A 20,090-nucleotide genomic window follows, 5' to 3' on the forward strand; every position below is an offset into this window, starting at 1 on the left:
GGGCGGGGGCGACGACGGCGGGCACAGCTTCGACCGCGACCGGCGCCTGGCGCAGGCGCATCGGCAGCATGCGTCGCAGGGTGTCGTCGTGCTGGAACAGGTGGTGGTAGAACGCGGCGCCCGCATGCGCGAGCACCAGCAGCAGGAGCAGCCAGAAGCCGTTCGCGTGCAGCGACTGGCTCAGGTCGGCCAGGCCGGGGTTCACCGCCGCGATCTTGGGCAGGTTGAACAGGCCGAAGTACTGCAGCGGGTAGCCGGAGCTGGAGTTGAACAGCCAGCCGGTGATGGGCAGGGCGAACATCAGCAGGTACAGCGCCCCGTGGGTGAGCGCCGCGATGCGCTCCTGCCAGTGCGGCGTGCCGGGCACCGGCTTGGGCGCGCCGGCGTAGTAGCGCCACAGCAGGCGCAGCACGACCAGGCTCAGCAGGGTCAGGCCCAGGGATTTGTGCAGGGCGTAGATCTTGATCTTCGACGGGCCGTTGGCCATGTCGGTCATGGTCAGGCCGAGGATCGCGATCGCCGTGATCAGCAGCACGATGGCCCAATGCAGCAACTGGCTGATCGCGCCCCAGCGTAGTTCGGTGTTCTTGATCGTCATGCGTGCGGTACCGGGACGGGTTCGTAGGGATCGTTGTCGGGTTTGCTCGGCGGACCCGGTGGCGCGGCTTCGGGTTCGGACGGCGCCGGCATGGCGTCGTCGGGCTCGCCGGCGTTGCGCTCGCGCACCGCTTCGGCCTCGATGCGCAGCTCGACGCTGTCGCCGATCATCGACTTCCAGGCGTCGATGCCGAACTCGGCGCGGCTCAGGGTGGCGGTCGCGGAAAAGCCGGCGGTGCGGCGGAACGGCGGCAGCGGATGGCGCTTGAGCGCATTGAGGGTCACGTCCATGCACAGCGGCCGGGGCTGGCCGCGCAGGCTGAGCTGGCCGCAGACCCGGGCGTGGTCGGCGTCGACCGGTTCGATCTGGTCGGAGACGAAACGCGCTTCGGGATGGCGCTCGCCGTCGAGCAGGCCGGCGGCGAGCGCGGCGGCGTTCCATTTGGCGTCGCCCAGGTCGAGCCTGGCGATCGGCACGCGCACGTCCAGGCGCGCGCTGCGCCAGTCGTCGCGGTCGAAACTGAGCGTGCCGGTGCTGCCGGAGACGGTGCCCAGGGCCTTGGAGAAGCCGGCGTGCGAAATCGCGAACATCACCCGCGTATGCACCGGATCCAGCGCGTAAGTGTCCGGCCCGGCGGCGCGCACGCCCGGCGCCAGCACGCAAAGCGCGAGCGCACAGACGAGCGGTCGGATGGGCTGGTTCGGCACGCGACGCTCCAAAGGCAGGGCCAGCCTGCATCGTCCGGGGATTCTATGGACCGCACGATGAACCCGTAGAGCCGTGTCCGCAACGGTCCGTTGCGGACCGGCCGCGGAACGCACCTATGAGTTGCGCGGTCGCGGCCCTTGCTTCGCCGGGGCCGGATCGGGGAGCCTAGCGTCCGTACTGCGAAGGAATCGGACCGGGGATGCTCAGGCCAGCGGTGGTGCACGGAAGCCCCGCTTGGGCGGGTTGGGCCTTGTGGCTGCTGCTCGCGGCGCTGGCCCTGCCGGCGCGCGCGGCGCTGCCGGAGACGCCGCAGTTCCGCTACTACGGCGTCGCCGAGGGCATGCCGTCGAGCACCGTCGCCGCCCTGGCGCAGGACGCCGAAGGCTACATCTGGCTGGCCACCCACGATGGCCTGGCGCGCTACGACGGGATCAGTTTCAGGGTCTGGCGGCACGTGCCCGGCGATCCGGGTTCGCTGCCCAGCAATATGATCCAGGCCCTGCACGTGGACGCGCGCAACCGGGTCTGGGTCGGGCTCAGCGGCGGCGGTCTGCACATGCTCGATCGCGAGCGCCAGAACTTCGTCCACTACAGCCGCGACACCCATCCCGACATCGGCAGCGACGAGATCTACACGATCGCGTCCACGTCCGACGGCGCGATCTGGTTCGGCACCGACGGCGCCGGCGTGCACCGGCTCGACGCGGACGGCCGCATCACCCGCTACATGCCGAGCCGGGACGCGGGCCAGGACGGCCTGCCCGGCGAATACATCTGGACCCTGAAGACCGACAGCGCCGGCAGGCTCTGGGTCGGCACCACCACCGGCCTGGGCTATTGGGACGGCACGCGTTTCCGCACGGTCGCGCATCCGGGCATCAGCGGCGCATGGGTCACCGCGCTGTCGCCGGCGGACGACGGTTCGCTGTGGATCGGCGCCGGCTTGCGCGCGTTTCGGCGCACGCCCGACGGCCGCATCGAGCAGAAGCCGTGGTTCGCGCCGGGCGACAAGACCGGCGTCTACGGCGTGGTCGGCGACGGCCCCGGCAACTACTGGGTCGCGACCCATCGCGGTCTGCGCCGCGTGCTGGGTGGACGGCTCACGCCGCTGGCGGGCGATGTCGCCATCGCGCAGATCAACACGCTCGATCTGCTCCAGGATCACGAAGGCGGCTGGTGGTTCGCGACCGAGGAGAAGGGCGTGGCCTACCTGGCGCCGAACTGGCGCCAGTTCACCGTGCTCAAGCCCGGCACCGGCCGCCCGGGTGCGCCGCGCGTGGCCTACATGCGCGATCTGGCCCCGGCCCGCGACGGCAATGTATGGATGGTCGGCGAGCGCGGCGTGATCGATCGCCTCGATCTGGGCGACGGCCGCTCGCATTCGCTGGCGGTGCCGCTGCTGGCCGACGCCGCCTTGTACTCGGTGATGGAAACGCGCCGGGGCGTGATGTGGTTCGGCAGCACGCTCGGACTGGCGCGCGTGTCCGAGGACGGCGGCCCGGTGCGCGACTGGACCGTCACTTCGCCGCGCGACGCCACCTTCAGCGATATTCCGGACCAACTGGTCGAGACCCCCGACGGCAACGTCTGGGTCTCTTACATGCCGCCGTCCCTGCAGATGCGCGACAGCGAAGGCCGGGTGCAGCTGGCGGTGAAGCCGGAGGACGAGCGTGGCGTCAGCACGCTCTACATCGAGCAGATCGAGGTCGGCCCGGACGGCGCGCTGTGGATGGCCGGGCCCAACGGCCTGTCGCGCTGGAACGTCCGCACACGCCGCTTCGACGCCTTGCCCGGCGGTCCCGAGGGCCGCGTGTTCGGCTTCGCCATGGCCGGCAAGGACCGGCTCTGGCTGCATCGGCTAGAAGCGCTGGAACAGTACGCCTGGGACGGCCGCGGGCTGCGCCTGCTCAAGCGCGTCAGCGGCGACGAAGGCCTGCCCGCGACCGAATCCGGCGGCGTGCTGGCCTGGGGCGACAACGTCTGGCTGACCACGCGCCGCGGCCTGATCTGCTGGAACCAGCGCCGCGAGCGGCTGCGCATCTACGGCATGCGCGACGGCCTGCCCAGCCAGGAGTTCACCGAACGCAATCCGCTGCTCACCCGTTCCGGCATCGCGGTCGCCAGCACCATGGACGGTGTGGTCCTGTTCGACGCCGGACGCGCGTTCGGCGAGGCCAAGGCGCCGCGGCTGGTGATCGAAACCCTGAGCTACCGCCGCGACGAGGACGAATTCAAGCTCGATCCCGACCGCCCGGTGGTGCTGGGACCGCAGGACCGCGACCTGCGCGTGTCGGCGCGCCTGCTGTCCTTCGTCGATCTGCAATCGCACCGCTACCGTTTCCGCCTGCACGGCTACGACCCGGACTGGGTGATCCAGCCCGCCAACGGCGAGCGCGTGTTCTCGAAACTGGAACCGGGCAGCTACCGGATGGAAGTGCAGGCGGCCAACGCCGACGGCATCTGGTCGCAGTCGCGCCAGTTTTCGCTGACCGTGCAGCCGCCGTGGTGGCGCACGCCGCCGGCGCTGGCGGCGCTGGTCGGTCTGATCATCCTCGGCGCGTGGTGGGCGGCCGACCGCTACCGCCGGCGCCTGAAGCGCAGGCTGGACTGGCAGGCCGCCGAGCACGAACGCGAGATCGCCAAGCAGGCCTCGCTGGCCAAGACCCGGTTCCTGGCCACGCTCGGCCATGAAGTGCGCACGCCGATGACCGGCGTGCTCGGCATGAGCGAGCTGTTGCTGGATACGCCGCTGGATCAGCAGCAGCGCGGCTACACCGAATCGATCCAGCGCGCCGGCAAGCACCTGCTGCGCCTGGTCAACGACGCCCTGGATCTGGCCCGGATCGAATCGGGCAAGCTCGAACTGACCGACGAAGCCTTCGATCTGCGCGTGCTGGTCGAGGACGCGAGCGCGTTGATGGCGCCGCTGGCGCGCAAGCGCGGGCTCGAATTCGAACTGGATGTCGCGAAAGACGTGCCGCGCGGCCTGCGCGGCGATCCGCACCGGGTGCGGCAGATCCTGCTCAACCTGCTCGGCAACGCGATCAAGTTCACCGAGCGCGGCAAGGTCTCGCTGCGGGTGTCGGTGCTGGTGCCGCAGGGCGTGCGCTTCGAGGTCGCCGACACCGGGCCGGGCCTGGACGAGGAGCAGAAGTCGCGTTTGTTCCGCCGTTTCGAGCAGGCCGAAGGCGTGCGCACCGCGGTGCGCTACGGCGGCAGCGGCCTGGGCCTGGCGATCTGCCAGGAACTGGCGGCGGCGATGAACGGCCGGATCGTGGTCGAGAGCACCCTGGGCGAGGGCGCGCGCTTCTCGTTCGAACTGCCGCTGCCGGCGGCGATCGTCGGCGGCGGCGCGACCGCGCCCGACCGGGTCGGCGAATCGCGGCGCGCGCCGCTGGCGCTGCTGCTGGTCGAGGACGACCCGACCGTGGCCCAGGTCCTCGCCGGGCTGCTGCGCGTGCAGGGGCATCGGGTCACCCATGTCGGCAATGGCCTGGCCGCGCTGACCGAGATCGCCACCGCGAATTACGACGCCGCGCTGCTGGATCTGGACCTGCCCGGCCTGAATGGCCTGGACCTGGCGCGCCAGTTGCGCGCCCAGGGCTATGCGCGGCCGCTGATCGCGGTTACCGCGCGCGCCGATGCCGAGGCCGAGCCGCAGGCGGTCGCGGCCGGTTTCGACTGTTTCCTGCGTAAACCGGTAACCGGCTCGCTGCTGGCCGCGGTGCTCGACGTCGCGCTGCCGCCGGCGCGGTGAAGGCGGCGCGGTGGGCGCAATATCCTCCCGCGCCGCATGGACTGGCCGGCGGCGCGGAAGCGGCGCATGATCGCGGCGGGACATCGCGACGGAATAGGTTGGAGTCGGGTTGGGGTCGGATCGGGCGCGATGGCGTGCAGCGGAGTCGGGGTGGCGGCGATGATCGGTAAGCAAGTTCGCGCAGGTGCCTGCGCAGTAGCCGTCGGCTGGGCCTTGGCGCTCGCGTCGGCGCCGGGCGCGGCGATCGCCGCCGACACCACCACCGCGAGCGTGACGTCGAGCGCGCCCGCCGGCGCCGCCAAGGAGCCGGCGATCCCGCTGCTGGGCGGCTTTCTGCGCGAGACCCGCGTGGTCTATCCGCTGCGCCTGGGCAAGTGGCAGGCGGTCGACGAACACCGCTTCGATCGGCAGGAGTTCGGCGTCTCGGTGCGCTACGCGCTGAGCAACCGCAGCGACCGCTGGATCGACGTCTATTTCTATCCCGCGGGCCTGCTGACGCCGAGCGAGTTCGAACAGATCGCGCGCGAGGAGCGCGATGCGCTCGCGCAGATCGGCAAACAGTCCGGCGGCTACGAAGCGATGGAGATGGGCGAGCTGCGCGACTTCGCCTACGCGCGCCGCAACGGCGCCGCGCTGAGCGGGCGTTCGCTGGACCTGGGCTTCGACAGCCAGGGCGAACGCAAGAGTTCGGCGATGACCTTGCAGCTCGATCGCATGTACCTGATCAAGGGCCGCTACAGCGTCGCGGCCAAGGCGGCGTCGCGCGAGCAGGCGCGCGGTTCGCTGGAGGAGTTCATGGCCGATCTGTCCGCACGCTTGACCGTGGCCAGCACCGGCCGCTGCTGGAATCCGCTGCCGATCGAAAAGCTCGAAGCCGGCGCGCCCAAACCCAGCGGCGCGGTGTCGTCGGTATCCAAGGACGGCCGCGACAGCGCGTATCTGATGGGCGACCGGGTGCTCGCGCGCGAACCCCAGTCGGACGAGGCGCAGGCCTTGATGATGATCGGCATGGGCCTGGGCAAGCGCCTGCTCCCGGGCTGCGAGCCGCCCGAAGACATCGAGCAGTCGGTGCCGAAGGACATGCGCGAGATCCGACTGGAATACAGCGTGCCCAGCGACGCGCCGGCGGATCCGTCGCGGCGGCTGCGCAGCAACAAGATCGACGTCGGCTGAGCGCCGCACGCGGGCGCTGGAAACGCGGACACGAAAAAGCCGGCGCATGCGCCGGCTTTTTTCTTTACCGCCCGGCGGCCAGGATCAGCGCGCGCTGAGTTCGTGCACCGCGCTGACCATGGCCGCGACGTGGTCGGGGCTCATGTCCGGCGACAGGCCGTGGCCGAGGTTGAACACGTGGCCCTCGCGCGAACCGCCGTTGCCGTCGCGGTAGTCGTCCAGGGCGCGGCCGACTTCGCTGCGGATCGCCGCGGGCGTGGCGTACAGGGTGACCGGATCCAGGTTGCCCTGGATCGCGACGCGGCCGCCGATGCGGCGCGCGGTGTCGCCCAGGCCGATGGTCCAGTCGACGCCGACCGCTTCGGCGCCGCTGGCGGCGAGGTCTTCCAGATACGGATCGTTGCCCTTGCCGAACAGGATCAGCGGCGCGCGCGCCGCGCCTTCGCCGCGCGGCAGCTCGGCGGCGATGCGCTGCAGGTAGCGCAGCGAGAACTCGCGGTACATGGACGGCGACAGCACGCCGCCCCAGGTGTCGAACACCTGCAGCGCCTGCGCGCCGGCCGCGTGCTGGGCCTTGAGGTAGGCGATCACCGCGTCGGTGACCACGCCCAGCAGCTTGTGCATCGCCGCCGGCTCGTTGAGCGCCAGCGCCTTGACCTTGGAATAGTTGTCGCTGCCGCCGCCTTCGACCATGTAGCAGGCGATGGTCCAGGGGCTGCCGGAGAAGCCGATCAGCGGCACCGAGCCGTCGAGTTCGCGGCGGATCGTGCGCACGGCGTCCATCACATAGCGCAGCTCGCCTTCCATGTCCGGCACGGCCAGGCGGTCGATGTCGGCGGCGCTGCGGATCGGACGCTCGAACTTCGGGCCTTCGCCGTCGGCGAAGTACAGGCCCAGGCCCATCGCGTCGGGCACGGTGAGGATGTCGGAGAACAGGATCGCGGCGTCCAGCGGGAAGCGGCGCAGCGGTTGCAGGGTGACTTCGCAGGCCAGTTCGGGATTCTTGGCCAGGTTGAGGAAGCTGCCGGCCTGGGCGCGGGTGGCGCGGTACTCGGGCAGGTAGCGGCCGGCCTGGCGCATCAGCCACACCGGGGTGCGGTCGACCGGCTCGCGGCGCAGGGCGCGCAGGAATCGGTCGTTGGCGGGCGTGGTGTGGGGAGCGGTCATTCGGGGTCCTGGTGCGTGGGGCGTCGGTTCGGGGGCGCATTATCGCGGCCCGGCGGGGTGCGGCGCGAGCCGGACAGGGGCGTTGCTGTGTTCTGTTGCGGTGCCGGCCCGGTCTGAAGGCTCGCCGCCATGCCGTCGGCAGCGCTCAGGCGGCGGACGGAGCCTCCATCGTTTCTGTTGCGCACGGTACTGCCCGATTCGGACGGCGGGGCGGGGCCGGCGCTTACTTGGGCGCTTCCGCGCCCTGCGCGAACATCAGATGGAAGCCGCGCTTCAACTGCTGGTCGCGCGCCTTTTCCAGCGCGGCCAAGGCGCTGTCGCGATCCATGAACTGCTCCCGGCGCAGCGTGCTGCGGCCGCCGATCTGGCCGGTTTCGCGCACCAGCGCCCAGCCGCCGAGCAGGTCGGGCTGCAGCATCAGTTGCACGAAGCGCGGGGCTTCGCGGCCGTCGGGGCGTTGTTGTAGGAGCAGGCGCACGGCCCGATTGTAGCTATATGTCGTAGCGGCAGGCGGCGTCGCGGCGGGGTTCAGGCGCCGCGGAAGTCGCGCCGGTAGGCCGAAGGCGAGGTCTTGAGCGCGGCGGCGAAGCGCTGGCGCAGCGACACCGCCGAGCCGAAGCCGGTGTCGGCGGCGATCGCCTCGACCGCGCGGTCGGTGGTTTCCAGCAGGCGTTGCGCCCGCGCCAGGCGCTGGCTCAGCAGCCACTGCGCGACCGTGGTGCCGGTGGTCTGGCGGAAGCGGCGGGTGAAGCTGCGCCGGCTCATCAGCGCGCGTTCGGCCAGCGCGTCCAGGCTGTGCGGCTGGTCCAGATGCGCCAGCGCCCAGCTCAGCACGCCCGACAGGCGCTCGTCCTGGGCCGAGGCCGGCACCGGCTGTTCGATGTACTGGGCCTGCCCGCCCTGGCGGTGCGGGGCCACGACCAGGCGCCGCGCGACCCGGCTGGCGAGTTCGGCGCCGCAGCGCCGGCGCAGCAGGTGCAGGCAGCAGTCCAGCGCGGCCGCGGTCCCGGCCGAGGTGGTCAGCTCGCCGTCTTCGACATAGAGCACGTCCCACTGCAGCCCTACCTGCGGATAGCGGCGCGCGAAATGCTCGCTCCAGTGCCAGTGGGTGGTGGCGCGGCGGCCGTCGAGCAGGCCGGCCTCGGCCAGCACGTAAGCGCCCAGGCACAGGCCGACGATCTGCGCGCCGCGCGCGTGGGCCCGGCGCAGGGCTTGCAGCAGCGGTTCGGGTGGGCGTTCGTCGGCGTTGCGCCAGGACGGCACGATCACCACCCCGGCATCGTCCAGGCCCTCCAGGCCGTGTTCGGGCCCGATGCTGAAACCGGCCTGGGTGCGCAGCGGCCCGGGTTCGGCCGCGCAGACCCGCAGCTCGAAGCGCGGCTGGCCGTCGAAACCGCGGTCCTCGAACACGATGCAGGGCACCGAGAGGTGGAAGGGGCTGATGCGGTCGAAGGCGACCACGGCGATGGTGTCGGGATTCATGGCCCGATTCTATCGAATATTGGCAGTCGGGCCACTGTCGGCGATTCCGGCCCAGGCGGAGCATAGGCGTCGTCAGCTTCTTCCCATCCCGCACCTCTCATCACTTAGGAGTTCCGCCATGACCCGCAAGCGCGCCCTGATCGTCGTCGACGTCCAGAACGAATACTTCAGCGGCGGCCTGCTCATCGAGCACCCGCCGGTGAGCCAGACCCTGCCCAACATCGGCCGCGCCATGGACGCCGCCCGCGCCGCCGGCGTGCCGGTGGTGGTGGTGCAGAACACCGCGCGCCCGGATGCGCCGGTGTTCGTCAAAGGCACGCCGACCTGGGAGCTCAACGAGGTGGTCGCCTCGCGTCCGCGCGATCACTACATCGAAAAGAACCTGCCCAGCGTCTTCACCGGCACCGACCTCAAGGACTGGATCGCGCACAACGGCGTCGACACCCTGACGGTGGTCGGCTACATGACCCACAACTGCGACGCCTCGACCATCTTCGAAGCCGCGCACCTGGGCCTGAACGTCGAATTCCTCAGCGACGCCAGCGGCTCGCTGTCGTACGAGAACAGCGCCGGCCGGGCCAGCGCCGAAGAGATCCATCGCGTGTTCTCGGTGGTGTTCCAGAGCCGCTTCGCCGCGGTGCTGGGCACCGACGAATGGATCGCCGCGCTCGCGAGCGACGCGGCGCCGTACCTCGACAATCCGTATGCGTCGAATCAAAGGGCGCTGGCGCGGGTGAAGGCGGCGGCGTAAGCGCGACGCCCGCAACCCTAAAGCTTGCTCAACGTCACCACGCCTCGACATCGCAGGTCGCGTGCCCCTCTCCGGATCGCGGAGTGAGGCTCGCGCTGCACTGAACGCCCGGCCGCTGTGCGGTCGGGCCGGGGCGGGCTGGAAGGCGAAGCGCGCCACTCCAACCGTTCCCAAGTGCCAAGCGCTCCGAACCCTACTGCGGCGGCAGTTCGACCGGACCGACCAGCGTCCCGAACAGATGCTCGAAGTGCACGACCTCGCCCAGCTGCGGCGGATTGCCGACCGCGGTCGCCGTCACCTGGACCGCGCCGTCGCGATACTCATTGACCCGATAGACCGTGCCGCCGCCTTGCGAATAGCGCCCGGCGCTGACGAAGCGCATGTCGGTGAGGACGATGCGCCATTGCCGTTTTCCGGCGTCCAGCGTGGCCGTGCCGGCCGCGGATCCCGCGCCGCGATCCGAATAGGCGCGCACCACCTGGGCGATGGATTCGGTCCAGGCCTGCCAGTCGATGGCGTAGATCACCACGGCGGTGCGGGTGCGCGGGAAGGGACCGTAGCGCTCGAACGCGATTTGCGCCGCGACCTGGGCCGAGTCGGTCGCGCAGTGATGCTTGTCGAGAAATTCGAACTGCGAGCTCATGCGGTCGCCCCTGTGCGCCTGCAACGGATGGGGCCGCCGGTTGCGGCAGCGGCCCGCCGACCTCGCAGGCCGGTGGCGCACTGTGCGGCCCGGACGTTGTTCAGGCAAGGCCGGATGCGCGGCGCTCGCCGCGGCAACCCGCCTCAACCGCTGGCGAGTACGCGCAGTACCGTCTCGTCGGCCACGCCCGCGACGACCCTGGCCTGACCGGCGTGGTCCCAGAGGACGAAGCGCAGGCCGGCGGCGTCGGCTTTCTTGTCCAGGCGCATGCGCGCGAGCAGGGCTTCCGGCGTGAGCCCGGCCGGAATCGCAGTCGGCAGGCCGAAACGTTCGAGTAGGGCGCGCAGGCGCTGCGCGTCGGTGGCGCTGGCCATGCCCAGCTCGGCCGACAGCCGTGCCGCCAGGACCATGCCGACCGCGACCGCTTCGCCGTGGTTGAGGCCGTCGCCGGTGGCGCCGGCATAGCCTTGTTCGGTTTCGATCGCATGGCCGAAGGTGTGGCCGAAGTTGAGCAGGGCGCGGTCGCCGCGCTCGTAGGGATCGCGCGCGACCACGTCGGCCTTGTAGACGCAGCTGCGTGCGATCGCCTGGGCCAGGGCCGCATCGTCGCCGGCCAGCAGCGCTTCGGCATGCGCTTCCAGCCAGTCCAGGAACGTGTCGTCGAAGATCGCGCCGTACTTCACCACTTCGGCCAGGCCGGCGCGCAGTTCGCGCGCGGGCAGGCTGCGCAGGGTCGAGGTGTCGGCGAAGACCGCGCGCGGTGCATGGAAGGCGCCGACCAGGTTCTTGCCGCTGGGCAGGTCGACCGCGGTCTTGCCGCCGACCGAGGAGTCGACCATCGCCAGCAGCGTGGTCGGCAGCTGCACCACGTCGACGCCGCGCATCCAGCAGGCCGCGGCGAAACCGGCCAGGTCGCCGACCACGCCGCCGCCCAGCGCCAGCACGGTGGCGTCGCGGGTCGCGCCGAGCTGGGCCAGCGCGGCCAGGCATTCGCCGAAGCGGGCCAGGGTCTTTTCGTGTTCGCCCGGCGGCAGCACGTAACGCGCCAGCGCCAGTTTCGGCTTGGCCGCGCGCAGCGCCGTTTCCAGCGCATCGGCGTACAGCGGCGCGACGTTGCCGTCGCTGACGATCAGCGCATGGCGGCCGCGCAGGTGCACGGCGATGCGCTCGGCCTGCGCGAGCAGGCCGGGGCCGATGTCGATCGCGTAGCTCGCGTCGCCGGAGACTTTGACGTGATGCAGGACGGGGGTGGACGCTGCGGTCATGCGGGGGCTCCGTGCGCGTGCGCAAGGCGGCGCCAGCGGATATCGAGTTGGTCGGCGAGCTTGTCCGCGGCCTCGGCCGCGGTCATGCGTTCGGTATCGAAGCGCAGGTCGGCGACGTCGGCGTACAGCGGCGCGCGTTGCGCGGACAGCGTGCGCAACACGTCCTCGCGGTCGTCGCGTGCGAGCAAGGGGCGAGTACGGTCACGCGCGAGGCGCTCCAACTGTGCCTCTACGCTCACTTGCAGGTGCACCACATAGCCGCGTTCGCGCAGCAGCGCGCGGCTGTCCGGGTCCAGCACCGCGCCGCCGCCGGTGGCCAGCAACAGCCCGTCCGCGGCCAGCAGTTCGGCCAGGGTGGCGCGCTCGCGGGCACGGAAGCCGGCCTCGCCCTCGCATTCGAAGATGGTCGCGACCGTGGTCCCGGTGCGCTGCTCGATCTCGCGGTCGGCGTCGGCCAGGCGCAGGCCGTAGCGCTCGGCCAGGCGGCGGCCGATACAGCTCTTGCCGGCCCCCATCGGGCCCACCAGGATCAGATTGCTCGCGGGATTCATGCGGCGATTGTAGCCAGCCGCGGCCCGGCATTGGCGCCTGCCAATTGTTGCGTCGCCTTAACGCCGGCCGGCCTAGGCTCGCTGTTCCGGCCGCAAGCCCGCGCGCCGGCCAGACAGGAGCACGCCATGGCGATCGCCAAGATCATCGAACTCAACGCATCCTCCAAGACCAGCATGGAGGACGCGGTCAAATCGGGACTGAAGAAGTGCGCCGAATCGGTGAAGAACATCAAGGGCGCCTGGGTCAACGAGATCAAGGTCGTGACCGACGACGACGGCACGGTCAGCGAGTGGCGGGTCAACCTGCGCGTGAGCTTCATCGTCGAATGACGCCGTCGCCGCACGGCGGCGCGGCGCTCTAGCCGAGCACGCGCCGGCGCGCGTCGACCGCCACCGTCCAGTCCGCGATCTCCGGCAGCCGCGCCAGCGCCTGCCGGCTCACGCGTTCGAACAGGCGCACGAAACGTTCGATCCCGGCGCGGTCCATGCCGACGCGTCCGGGGCTGGCGGCCTGCAACGAGCGCTCCTGTTGCCAGCGCCATTCCGGCACGTGCTCGAAGCCCGGCGGCTGCAGGAACAGCAGCCGGTCCAGGCGCGCCCACAGCGGCGGGTAGTCCCGCGCCAGGGCGCGGTTGCAATAGCCGCGCCAGAGACCGTCGCGGTCTTCGTCGCGTTCCAGCGCGTTGACCGGCTCGATCAGTTCCTGCGCCGACTGCGCCGGGGTCTTGAGGAACCAGCCTTCGAACAGGGTCAGGTCGATGCCGCGCACCTGCGGCCAGCGCGACGGCGGCAGGCGCCGGTCGCCGAGTTTGTCGAAGCGCGGCAGCCGCACCGCGCCGCGCGTGCGCAGGGCGTCCAGGGTCGCGCAGGCCAGTTCGGGTTCGTGCGTGCCCGGCGGCCCGCGCGTGGCCAGCAAGGGATGCACGTCGCGGCCCAGGCGCGCGCGTTCGCGGCGGCCGAGGTAGCAGTCGTCGACCGACAGCACCGCCACCCGCAAGCCGCGTTCCCGGGCGCGCGCCGCGACCTGCGCGGCGAGGGTCGATTTGCCGCTGCCCTGCAGGCCGGCGATGGCATAGACGCGGGCGCCGTGGCTCAGCGCGTCGTCCAGCACGCGCTCGACGAAATCCGCACCGTAAGCGTCGGAGGCGGAGGGGTGCGCGGCGGACGGCATCGCGCCACAATAACCCAATGACCACACACACTCTGTTAGCCGAAGCCGTCGCCGGTTTCTCCGCCCTGTTCGAGGAAGCGCGTGTCGCCGGCGAGCCCGATCCCACCGCCATGACCGTCGCCACCGCCGGCCTGGACGCGCGGCCGTCGGCGCGCACCGTGCTGTTGAAAGCGCACGACGCGCGCGGTTTCGTGTTCTACACCCATCTGGACGGCCGCAAGGGCCGCGAGCTGCAGGCCAATCCGCACGCCGCGCTGCTGTTCCATTGGCCGCGCGTGCGCAACGGCGTGCAGGTGCGGGTCGAGGGCGCGGTCGAGATCGTCTCCGACGCCGAAGCCGACGCCTACTTCGCCTCGCGTCCGCGCGTGAGCCAGCTCGGCGCCTGGGCCTCGCTGCAGTCGGAGACGCTGGAGTCGCGCGAGACCTTCGAGCAGCGCCTGAGCCAGGTCGAGCAGCGCTTCGACGGCCGCGAGGTGCCGCGCCCGCCGCGCTGGACCGGCCTGCGCGTGCGCCCGGAAAAGATCGAGTTCTGGTACGGCGCCGATTTCCGCCTGCACGAGCGCTGGCTGTACGAATGCGACCGCGCCGGCGAATGGTCCAAGCGGATGCTGTATCCGTGAACGACGGCTGGCGGGTGCGGCCGGCGACCGAGGCCGATCTCGCGGCCTGGGCGCAGCTGCGCCGCGCCCTGTGGCCGGACGACGAGGGCGAGACGCCGTCCGGTCACGGCGACGACATGCACGGGCTGCTGTCGCGTCCGGATCGCAATGTCTGCCTGCTCGCCTTCGATGAGCGCGGCCAAGCCTGCGGTTTCGCCGAGGCCAGTCTGCGTACCGACTACGTCAACGGCACCGACGGCTCGCCGGTCGGCTTTCTCGAAGGCTGGTACGTGGTGCCCGAACTGCGCGGCAACGGCGTCGGTCGGGTTTTGATCGCCGCGGTCGAAGCTTGGACGAAGCAGCGCGGCTGCGCGGAACTCGCCTCCGATTCCCTGCTCGACAACCGCGACGCGCATCGCGCGCACGCGGCCTGCGGCTTCGAGGAAACCGAGCGCGTGGTGTATTTCCGCAAGTCGCTGCGCTGAGGCTCGTAACCACGATGGTGTGGTCGCCGCCGCGCCGCATCGGCGCACCGCGCGGCAGCCCGATGGCATGGATGCCACCGCAACCAGCGCTCAATACTCGCGCTTGTACCAGAACGTGTGCTGCATCGGCGCCATGCCGGCGCGTTCGTAGAAGCCGACCGCGTCGGGCACCGAGGCCAGGATCAGGCTGACGCTGGGGCCAAGCTGGCGCCGCGCCTCGTCGAGCAGGCCTTCGCCGATCCCCAGCCCCTGCGCCGATTGCGACACCGCCAGTTCCGACAGATAGCAGCACCAGGCGAAGTCGGTCACGCAGCGCGCGATCCCGACCAGCTCGCCGTCGGGCCGGCGCGCGGTCACGATCAGGTTGGCCGCATCCAGCATCTGCTGCAGGCGCGGCTCGTCGCCGACCGGGCGGATCGCGCCCAGTCCGGAGTCGACCAATACCTGGCGGAAGTCGGCGACGGCGACGCTGGCCTCGCGGGCATAAATGATGGCGGGTTCCATGGACGCGAAGATCGCATCGCACGACGCGGATGGCAATCGCCGGCGCGCGCAAGCCGGTAATGCGACAATCCCGTCATGGGCCCCCAACGCATCGTCTGCCTCACCGAAGAACCCACCGAGACCCTGTACGCGCTCGGCGAGCAGCACCGCATCGTCGGCATCAGCGGCTTCACCGTGCGCCCGGCGATCGCGCGCAAGGAGAAGCCCAAGGTCAGCGCCTTCACCAGCGCCAAGATCGACGAGATCCTGAAGCTCGAACCCGACTTCGTGATCGGCTTCTCCGACATCCAGTCCGAGATCGCCGCCGCGCTGATCAAGCAGGGCATCGAGGTATGGATCAGCAATCACCGCAGCGTCGAAGGCATCCTCGACTACATCGTGCGCCTGGGCGCCCTGGTCGGCGCCGCCGATAAGGCCGTGGCCTACGCCGGCGAACTGCGCCGCGGGCTGGAGGAGATCGAACGCGAGACGCTCGCGTACCCGCGCCGCCCCAAGGTGTATTTCGAGGAGTGGGACGAGCCGCTGATCACCGGCATCCGCTGGGTCGCCGAGCTGGTCCGGATCGCCGGCGGCGACGACGTGTTCCCGCAGCACGCCGCGCAGTCGCTGGCCAAGCACCGCATCCTCGCCGACTCGGCCGAAGTGATCCCGCTGGCGCCGGACATCGTGTTCGGATCGTGGTGCGGCAAGAAGTTCCGTCCGCAGCGGGTCGCTGCGCGCCCGGGCTGGGAGGCGATCCCGGCGGTGCGCGACGGCGAGCTGCACGAGATCAAGTCGCCGCTGATCCTGCAGCCGGGGCCGGCCGCACTCAGCGACGGAGTGCGCGAAATCGCCGGCCATATCCGCGCCTGGGTGCAGCGCAACAATTAGCCGGCGCCGCTTCGGCCTCCTGCGGAGGGCGGCGCGATGGGCATCACAGTTCGCTCCCGTATGGTGCGCTGCGGCGTGCAGGCTCCATACGCATTCGTACAGTCGACCGGGCCGGCGCCGCCGGCCTCGCCAACGGTACGGCACGGTTTCTGGGAGGGAACATGTCGCGATCGAATCTGCGTCCGGGCGCGCTGCGCATCGGAGTCTGGGGCCGCGTGCTCGCGGTCCTGCTGTTGCTGGCGGCGGCCCTGCCGGCCAGCGCCGACGATTACACCAAGACCAAGAACCCGGTCGTGCTGGTGCACGGCCTGTTCGGCTTCGACGAACTCGGCGGCATCTACGACTACTGGTACGACATTCCCGGGCAACTGCGCGCGGGCGGGGCCAAGGTCTACGTCGCCAACGTGTCCTCGGCCAACTCCAGCGAACTGCGCGGCGAGCAGCTGATCGACTACCTGGAAACCCTGCAGGCGACCTACGGCTACAGCCGCTTCAACCTGATCGGCCACAGCCATGGCGGCCCGACCGTGCGTTATGTCGCCTCGGTGCGGCCGGACCTGGTCGCCTCGATCACCTCCATGGGCAGCCCGCACACCGGCAGCAAGGTCGCCGACGGTATCGGCACCGCGTTCCCGCCGGGATCGCCGGGGCGCGGCCTGGTCGCCGGCCTCGCCGACGCGCTGGGCTCGTTCCTGGAATTCCTGTCCGGCGACGACGATCCGCAGGATGCGCTGGCCGCCCTGGCCTCGCTCGACAGCGCCGGCGCGGCAGCGTTCAACGCCCGCTATCCGGAAGGCCTGCCGGCCAGCGCCTGCGGCCAGGGCGCTGCCAGCGTGCGCGGCGTGCGCTATTACTCGATGGGCGGCACCTCGCCGCTGAGCAACGCGTTCGACCCCAGCGACCTGCTGATGGGCGCGGGCGCGCTGTTCTTCGGTTTCGAAGCCAACGACGGCCTGGTCGGACGCTGTTCCTCGCACCTGGGCAGCGTGATCCGCGACGACTACGCCTGGAACCATCTCGACGAGGTCAATCAGGTCGCCGGCCTGCGCGGCCTGTTCGCATCCAGCCCGCCCAGCGTCTATCGTGCCCACCTCAACAGACTGAAAAACGCCGGACTCTAGATGCTGCGCTTCACCCTCGCACTGATGTTGGCCGCCGCCGTGGCGCTGGTGCTGGGACTGTCGGGTTGGCGTCGCGACGCGGCGCCAACCCGCGCGGCCGGACCGTCGGCGGCGAGCGTGCAGGCGGCCCTGGCTGCGCAGCGCGGGCGCGCGCATGCCCCCGCGGGCGCCCAAGACGACTCCCTGCGCGACACCGCCGTCGACGGGGCGTTGACCCTGAATGCCGCGGGCAAGGCGGTGCCGGACCGCGCCATGCGACGCCTGTTCGACTATTTCCTCACCCGCCTGGGCGAGCGCTCGCCCGCGGAGATCCGCGACGACCTGCGCCGCCATCTGCAGCCGCGCGTCGGTGCGGCCGTGCTCGCGCAGGTACTGGCCTGGTTCGATGCCTATGTCGCGCTGGAGCGCGAAAGCGCGGCCCTGGACACGGGCAGCGATCTGCGCGCCGATCTCGAACGCCGGCGCGAGCTGCGCCGGCGTCGCCTGGGCGCCACGGTCGCGCAGGCCTGGTACGGCGAGGAAGAGCGCCGCCTCGAGCACGCGATCGCGCGCCAGGCGCTGCTGCACGATCGCAGGCTCACGCCTGCGCAACGCGCCGTGCGCCTGCGGGAACTCGATGTTGCATACGGGTTGGACGCCGATCCGACCCGCACCGAAAGCGACGCTGTGGCCCTGGCGATGCGCCAGAGCGCGCAGTTCGAAGCGCAGGGCGCCGCGCCGGAACGCCGCTACGCCGAACGCGAGGCGACGTTCGGGCCCGAGGCGGCGCAACGGCTGGCCGAGCTCGACCAGCGCCGCGCGCAATGGAATCGACGCGTGGCCGCGTATCGCGCCGGGCGCGAGCGAGTGCTGGCCGATCGCAGTCTGGATGCGGCGCAACGCCAGGTCCGGCTGGCCGCCTTGCTGGCGCCGTTCGATGCGCGCGAACGGCTGCGCATCGAAGCGCTGACCCGCGACGATCCGGGCAGATGAAGCGTTCGCCGACGCTCAGCGCGGATAGAACTCGCGGCTGAACTGCAGATTGGTGCCGACGCCGCTTTCCGGCACCACCGTCACGTCGAATCGCATGGTATCGGGCAAGGCGATGTCGACCGTGCCGATGTAGTCCAGCAACTGCGCGCTGCCGGCTTCGCCGGTACGCAGCTCGCGCAGTTCCAGGGTATGGCGTTGGCCGCGCAGGTCGGTCGCGGTGGCGCTGACGCGCGCCGGAACCGCGACGTCCTGGCCGTCGGGACCGCGCCGCACCGCCACCAGCAGCATCACCACCGCGTCGTCGCGCACGATCCCGTACTGCTGCGCGACCGCCGGCGACAGCGCCGACGTCTGCAGGACGCTGGCGTGCACGGTGACGTCGCCGCTGCGCGCGGTCGCCTCCTGCGGCGCGGCGCCGACGCTGCCGGAGCCGGTGGGCACCGCAGCCTCGCGGCCGCAAGCACTCAGCAGCGCGAGAGTGAGCAGGCAGAGGGCGAGAGTCGTGCGCATGGCGGCGGTTCCGGTGGTCGGGAGATCAATCGTTGGCGGCGGAGAGCTCGCGGCCGCGTTCGGTGGCGGCCTTGATCGCGGCCTCGACCAGGGCGCGGAAGCCGCCCATCTCGAAGGTTTCGATCGCGGCCTGGGTGGTGCCGCCGGGCGAGGTCACGCGCGCGCGCAGCACCTGCGCGGCTTCGTCGCTGCGGGTCAGCATGGTCGCCGCGCCGAGCAGGGTCTGGTTGACCAGGGCGCGTGCGGCGTCCGGGGTCAGGCCCTGGCTCACGCCCGCGGCCTGCATCGCCTCGGCCAGCAGGAACACATAGGCCGGGCCGCTGCCGGACACCGCGGTGACTGCGTCCATCTGCGCTTCCTGTTCGATCCACACCGTCGGCCCGACCGCGTCCAGCAGCGCCGCGGCGCGCGCGCGTTGCGGCGCGCCGGTGACGGCGTTGGCGTACAGCCCGGTGATGCCGGCGCCGAGCAGGGCCGGCGTATTCGGCATCGCCCGCACCACCGCCTGTCCGCCGCCCAGCCAATGCTCGAGCTGGCCGGCGGTGATGCCGGCCGCGATCGAGATCACCAGCGGCCGCTGCGCCTGCGCCAGCGGCGCCAGCGCCGCGCAGACGCTGCGCATCACCTGCGGTTTGACCGCGAGCAGCCACACGCTGGCACCGTCCGCGGCCTCGGCGGCGTTGCCGTAGCTGCGTACGCCGAAGTCGCGCTGCAGCGCTTCGCGCAGCACCTCCACCGGCTCGGCGACGCGGATCGCGTCGGCGTCGCCGCCGCGCGCGACCAGGCCGCCGATCAGGCTGCGCGCCATGTTGCCGCCGCCGATGAAGGCGACCGGGCTGAGCGGGGATAGGGCGGTATCGGCTACGGACATGAGGGCGGCGGCGCACGGTATCGGAACGCCAGCATACCGAGGCGGCCGCGCTCCCGCGCTAACCCGTCGCTCTCAGTCGAGACAAGCCAAGTCGCGGGCGCAGGTTTCGAAGTGTGGATCGCCGATGCAGCGCAGGCGGCGCTCGCCGATCCGCTGCCCGCTCATGCCGATGCTTTCGGCGGCCTGGCCCCGAACAACGCGGTGCCGATCCGGACCATGGTCGCGCCTTCCGCTATCGCGATGGCGTAGTCGTCGCTCATGCCCATCGACAGGGTATCGACGCCGGGATCGGCGCTGCGCAGGGCCTGGAACAGCGCAGCGCTGCGGCGGAACGCGGGCCGGCGCCGCTCCGGGTCCTCGTGCGGGGTCGGGATCACCATCAGCCCGCGCAGCCGCAGGCGCGGTTCGGCCGCGATCGCCGCCGCCAGCGCCGGCACGTCTTCGGGGCGGCAGCCGTGCTTGCTGGCCTCGTCGTCGATGTTGACCTGGATCAGCACCTGCAAGGGCGCGCGTGCCGGGTCCCGGTGGCGCGCCAGCGCAGCGACCAGCTTGGGCCGGTCCACGGTCTGCACCCAGTCGAACAAGTGCGCGGCCTGCTCGGCCTTGTTCGACTGCAGATGGCCGATCAGGTGCCACTGCAGTTCCAGGCCGGCCAGGGCCGCGGTTTTGGCCGCCGCTTCCTGAACATAGTTCTCGCCGAAGGCGCGCTGGCCGGCCGCCGCCAGTTCCGCGACGGCGGTCGCATCCTGGGTCTTGCTCACCGCCAACAACTGCGGTACTGGCCGCTGCGCAAGGCTCGCGGCGTTATCCAACTGGTGCAAGATGCCGTGCAGGGCGTGCGCGCGCACGTAGGGAATCCTGTGAAAGAGGGCTGGTTCGGCAATGCGGGTAC

Annotated in this window: 21 protein-coding genes and 1 pseudogene; 9 read left to right on the top strand and 13 right to left on the bottom strand. The window is 71.1% G+C overall.

The features are described from left to right. Positions 1-61: 61 nt before the first annotated feature. Positions 62-598 (bottom strand): annotated as a pseudogene (locus ASD78_RS05865) (cytochrome b); the annotation flags it as partial. Continuing rightward, the gene (locus ASD78_RS05870; RefSeq protein WP_235566463.1) at positions 595-1,257 is read right to left on the bottom strand and encodes a YceI family protein; all 663 of its coding nucleotides are present in this window, start codon (positions 1,255-1,257) and stop codon (positions 595-597) included. The gene ASD78_RS05870 and the pseudogene ASD78_RS05865, both read right to left, overlap by 4 nt. A 299-nt stretch (positions 1,258-1,556) precedes the next feature. On the opposite strand from ASD78_RS05870, the gene ASD78_RS05875 reads away from it, so the two are divergent. Both ASD78_RS05875 and ASD78_RS05880 read left to right on the top strand, forming a co-directional pair. Continuing rightward, the gene (locus ASD78_RS05875) at positions 1,557-5,063 is read left to right on the top strand and encodes an ATP-binding protein (protein WP_162250131.1); all 3,507 of its coding nucleotides are present in this window, start codon (positions 1,557-1,559) and stop codon (positions 5,061-5,063) included. A gap of 159 nt (positions 5,064-5,222) precedes the next feature. After that, the gene (locus tag ASD78_RS05880; RefSeq protein ID WP_156087597.1) at positions 5,223-6,236 is read left to right on the top strand and encodes a hypothetical protein; all 1,014 of its coding nucleotides are present in this window, start codon (positions 5,223-5,225) and stop codon (positions 6,234-6,236) included. An 84-nt stretch (positions 6,237-6,320) separates the two neighbouring features. On the opposite strand, the gene hemE is transcribed toward ASD78_RS05880, so the two are convergent. The 3 genes from hemE to ASD78_RS05895 all read right to left on the bottom strand — a co-directional run bounded on the left by hemE (position 6,321) and on the right by ASD78_RS05895 (position 8,885). Beyond that, positions 6,321-7,403 carry a uroporphyrinogen decarboxylase gene (hemE, locus tag ASD78_RS05885; RefSeq protein WP_055903451.1) on the bottom strand — a complete coding sequence of 361 codons (1,083 nt, stop codon included), beginning with the start codon at positions 7,401-7,403 and terminating at the stop codon, positions 6,321-6,323. A 223-nt stretch (positions 7,404-7,626) separates the two neighbouring features. Then, positions 7,627-7,881, bottom strand: coding sequence for a WGR domain-containing protein (locus ASD78_RS05890; protein ID WP_055903447.1), 255 nt, complete (start codon positions 7,879-7,881; stop codon positions 7,627-7,629). Positions 7,882-7,931: 50 nt separating this feature from the next. Then, on the bottom strand, positions 7,932-8,885 hold the full coding sequence (locus tag ASD78_RS05895) for a helix-turn-helix domain-containing protein (RefSeq protein ID WP_055903444.1): 954 nt from the start codon (positions 8,883-8,885) through the stop codon (positions 7,932-7,934). A 118-nt stretch (positions 8,886-9,003) separates the two neighbouring features. Here ASD78_RS05895 and ASD78_RS05900 point away from each other — a divergent pair, with 118 nt between their 5' ends. Continuing rightward, on the top strand, positions 9,004-9,636 hold the full coding sequence (locus tag ASD78_RS05900; RefSeq protein WP_056099087.1) for a cysteine hydrolase family protein: 633 nt from the start codon (positions 9,004-9,006) through the stop codon (positions 9,634-9,636). 193 nt (positions 9,637-9,829) lie between these two features. Here ASD78_RS05900 and ASD78_RS05905 read toward each other — a convergent pair whose 3' ends face one another. The 3 genes from ASD78_RS05905 to ASD78_RS05915 form a co-directional block, all read right to left on the bottom strand. Further along, a complete protein-coding gene (locus tag ASD78_RS05905) occupies positions 9,830-10,279 on the bottom strand; it encodes a hypothetical protein (RefSeq protein ID WP_056099090.1) in 450 nt (149 codons plus the stop codon). 143 nt (positions 10,280-10,422) lie between these two features. Next, positions 10,423-11,544 carry a 3-dehydroquinate synthase gene (aroB, locus tag ASD78_RS05910; RefSeq protein WP_056099097.1) on the bottom strand — a complete coding sequence of 374 codons (1,122 nt, stop codon included), beginning with the start codon at positions 11,542-11,544 and terminating at the stop codon, positions 10,423-10,425. Then, positions 11,541-12,095 (bottom strand): shikimate kinase, encoded by a 555-nt coding sequence (locus tag ASD78_RS05915; RefSeq protein ID WP_056099102.1) that lies wholly within the window; start codon positions 12,093-12,095, stop codon positions 11,541-11,543. The genes aroB and ASD78_RS05915 overlap by 4 nt, the downstream gene beginning before the upstream one ends. Before the next feature lie 126 nt (positions 12,096-12,221). Here ASD78_RS05915 and ASD78_RS05920 point away from each other — a divergent pair, with 126 nt between their 5' ends. Continuing rightward, positions 12,222-12,425 (top strand): dodecin family protein, encoded by a 204-nt coding sequence (locus ASD78_RS05920; protein ID WP_055903428.1) that lies wholly within the window; start codon positions 12,222-12,224, stop codon positions 12,423-12,425. 28 nt (positions 12,426-12,453) lie between these two features. Here ASD78_RS05920 and ASD78_RS05925 read toward each other — a convergent pair whose 3' ends face one another. Beyond that, entirely contained in the window at positions 12,454-13,266 is an 813-nt protein-coding gene (locus tag ASD78_RS05925) for a kinase (RefSeq protein WP_056099106.1), read from the bottom strand. A 17-nt stretch (positions 13,267-13,283) separates the two neighbouring features. Between ASD78_RS05925 and pdxH the strand changes: the two genes are divergently transcribed. Next, positions 13,284-13,886: a pyridoxamine 5'-phosphate oxidase gene (pdxH, locus tag ASD78_RS05930; RefSeq protein ID WP_055903423.1), complete on the top strand. Its 603-nt coding sequence runs from the start codon at positions 13,284-13,286 to the stop codon at positions 13,884-13,886. Beyond that, the gene (gene aac(6') / locus ASD78_RS05935; RefSeq protein WP_156087598.1) at positions 13,859-14,350 is read left to right on the top strand and encodes an aminoglycoside 6'-N-acetyltransferase; all 492 of its coding nucleotides are present in this window, start codon (positions 13,859-13,861) and stop codon (positions 14,348-14,350) included. The genes pdxH and aac(6') overlap by 28 nt, the downstream gene beginning before the upstream one ends. Positions 14,351-14,440: 90 nt before the next feature. On the opposite strand, the gene ASD78_RS05940 is transcribed toward aac(6'), so the two are convergent. Next, the gene (locus ASD78_RS05940) at positions 14,441-14,854 is read right to left on the bottom strand and encodes a GNAT family N-acetyltransferase (RefSeq protein ID WP_056099115.1); all 414 of its coding nucleotides are present in this window, start codon (positions 14,852-14,854) and stop codon (positions 14,441-14,443) included. Positions 14,855-14,929: 75 nt separating this feature from the next. Between ASD78_RS05940 and ASD78_RS05945 the strand changes: the two genes are divergently transcribed. The 3 genes from ASD78_RS05945 (at position 14,930) to ASD78_RS05955 (ending at position 17,817) form a co-directional block, all read left to right on the top strand. Then, a complete protein-coding gene (locus ASD78_RS05945; protein WP_055903414.1) occupies positions 14,930-15,724 on the top strand; it encodes a cobalamin-binding protein in 795 nt (264 codons plus the stop codon). A 161-nt stretch (positions 15,725-15,885) separates the two neighbouring features. Then, positions 15,886-16,845 carry a triacylglycerol lipase gene (locus tag ASD78_RS05950; RefSeq protein ID WP_055903411.1) on the top strand — a complete coding sequence of 320 codons (960 nt, stop codon included), beginning with the start codon at positions 15,886-15,888 and terminating at the stop codon, positions 16,843-16,845. Beyond that, on the top strand, positions 16,846-17,817 hold the full coding sequence (locus tag ASD78_RS05955) for a lipase secretion chaperone (RefSeq protein ID WP_056099118.1): 972 nt from the start codon (positions 16,846-16,848) through the stop codon (positions 17,815-17,817). 15 nt (positions 17,818-17,832) lie between these two features. Here ASD78_RS05955 and ASD78_RS05960 read toward each other — a convergent pair whose 3' ends face one another. From ASD78_RS05960 to ASD78_RS05970, 3 genes are all read right to left on the bottom strand, one after another. Then, positions 17,833-18,327 carry a DUF4426 domain-containing protein gene (locus ASD78_RS05960; protein ID WP_056099122.1) on the bottom strand — a complete coding sequence of 165 codons (495 nt, stop codon included), beginning with the start codon at positions 18,325-18,327 and terminating at the stop codon, positions 17,833-17,835. 25 nt (positions 18,328-18,352) lie between these two features. Beyond that, positions 18,353-19,198, bottom strand: a complete 846-nt coding sequence (proC, locus tag ASD78_RS05965; protein ID WP_056099125.1) for a pyrroline-5-carboxylate reductase — start codon at positions 19,196-19,198, stop codon at positions 18,353-18,355. A gap of 161 nt (positions 19,199-19,359) precedes the next feature. Next, positions 19,360-20,010: a YggS family pyridoxal phosphate-dependent enzyme gene (locus tag ASD78_RS05970; RefSeq protein ID WP_056099895.1), complete on the bottom strand. Its 651-nt coding sequence runs from the start codon at positions 20,008-20,010 to the stop codon at positions 19,360-19,362. Positions 20,011-20,090: the final 80 nt, after the last annotated feature.

The sequence above is a fragment of the Lysobacter sp. Root667 genome (genome assembly GCF_001427715.1).
Taxonomy (GTDB): domain Bacteria; phylum Pseudomonadota; class Gammaproteobacteria; order Xanthomonadales; family Xanthomonadaceae; genus Lysobacter.